Source organism: Streptomyces sp. NPDC051020 (assembly GCF_040683105.1).
Lineage (GTDB): Bacteria > Actinomycetota > Actinomycetes > Streptomycetales > Streptomycetaceae > Streptomyces.
Genome location: NZ_JBFBCG010000218.1, coordinates 1 through 1827 on the forward strand (window position 1 = coordinate 1; position 1827 = coordinate 1827).

At 68.9% G+C, this 1827-nt stretch carries 1 protein-coding gene and 1 pseudogene; both read left to right on the forward strand.

Annotated elements, in window-relative coordinates; translation table 11 throughout:
- Positions 1–250, forward strand: a pseudogene (locus AB0N06_RS38780) (hypothetical protein); the annotation flags it as partial.
- A gap of 136 nt (positions 251–386) precedes the next feature.
- Entirely contained in the window at positions 387–1817 is a 1431-nt protein-coding gene (locus tag AB0N06_RS38785; RefSeq protein WP_366139357.1) for an NF041680 family putative transposase, read from the forward strand.
- Positions 1818–1827: the final 10 nt, after the last annotated feature.

The following is a 1827-nucleotide window of genomic DNA, read 5'->3' on the forward strand; positions in this document are numbered from 1 at the left end:
CGTCCCGGCCATGGTGCGCTGGGATTTCAGCGGTTGGCCAGAGGCTCCTGAGGTCGGCCTCGGTTGCGGCGGCACCAGAGGCGCCTACGTGACGGTAAGTGTGAACGCCCGCGACCTCTATCTTGAGGAGCCCGCGACGGACCACACGGTGTACGTCCACGTAAAACAGGTCGAAGCCCAACGGGCTGCCTGGCTGGCAGCGCGAGTGGGCCTTGAGGTCATCGGCGAGTTGCATATGGCACCCGTCTGAGCCAGGTTGCTCTACAAGGCGGTCATGGCCTGCCGGCGATGAAGTTCCGGCATTCGCCGGACAGTGGTACGGCCTTGGCGTGATCATGTGCGTTGCGAAGCACCCATGATCACCAACCAAGGCCGTGAGGACGATTTTGCTGGAAGACGCTGTCCGCGTCGAGTCCCTGTCCGTGCTGTCCCGGTTCCGGAACGGCTTCTACGACTGCCTGACCGCCCGCGCGGACGCGCTGTTCGAGCTGACCGACGCGCTGCTCTGCACGGACGGGCCGGTCAAGGCCCTGGTCGACCTGGCCCTTGCACCGGAGCACCGGCGCGGCCACGGCGCCCTCTATGACGCGTTGAACGGCGGCCGGATCGAGGCGAACCAGCTGCGGTCGACGCTGGCCCGCCTGCCGCTTCCCCGCACCGCCGACGGGCGGATCGTCCTGGCCGTGGACGTCAGCTCCTGGCTGCGATCAGACGCGGCGACCAGCCCGGAAAGGCTGTTCTGCCACGTCCACGGACGCGCGAAGAACGCCGCGCAGGTCATCCCCGGCTGGCCCTACTCCTTCATCGTCGCGTTGGAGAGCGGCCGCACCTCCTGGACCGGGATCCTGGACACCGTCCGCCTCGGACCCGAGGACGACGCCACCGCCGTGACCGCCGACCAGCTGCGGTCCGTCGTCGAGCGGCTGATCGCGGCCGGACACTGGGCCGAGGGCGACCCGGACGTCCTGGTGGTCATGGACGCCGGCTACGACGTCACCCGCCTGGCGTTCGTGCTCGCCGACCTGCCCGTCGAACTCCTGGGACGCATCCGCTCAGACCGGGTCCTGCGACGCCCGAAACCACCCAGACTCCCCGGCACCAACGGACGCCCGCCCAAGCACGGACCCGAGTTCGCCCTTAACAAGCCCGCCACCTGGCCCGAGCCGCAGCACACCACCACGACCGCCACCACTCGCTACGGCACCGCCACCGCCGACAGCTGGGACCGACTGCATCCCCGGCTCACGCATCGGACCTGCTGGCTCGACCATGACGGCGAACTCCCCGTCATCGAGGGCACGTTGATTCGCCTGGAAGTCGACCACCTGCCTGGCGACCGCGATCCCAAGCCGGTGTGGCTGTGGTCCTCGGCCACCGGCGCCACCGCCACCGACATCGACCGCTGGTGGCAGTCCTACCTCCGAAGATTCGATCTTGAACACACCTTCCGGCTGTTCAAGCAGACCCTCGGCTGGACCCGCCCCAGGCTCCGCGCACCCGAGGCCGCCGACCGCTGGACCTGGATCGTCATCGCCGCCCACACCCAACTCCGCCTCGCTCGCCCCCTCGCCGAGGACCTCCGCCGGCCCTGGGAAAAGCCCGCGACCCCGGGCCGGCTCACACCGGCACGGGTCCGCCGCGGGTTCAGGAACATCCGCCCGATCACCGCACTTCCCGCCAGAGCACCGAAACCCGGCAAGCCCGGCCCAGGACGACCGCCCGGCTCCAAGAACCGCACACCCGCACCCCGCCACAACGTCGGAAAGACCGTCAAACGCGACCTCGCCATGACCGAACACCAAGATCGCAGAGGTTAAAGAACAAGCT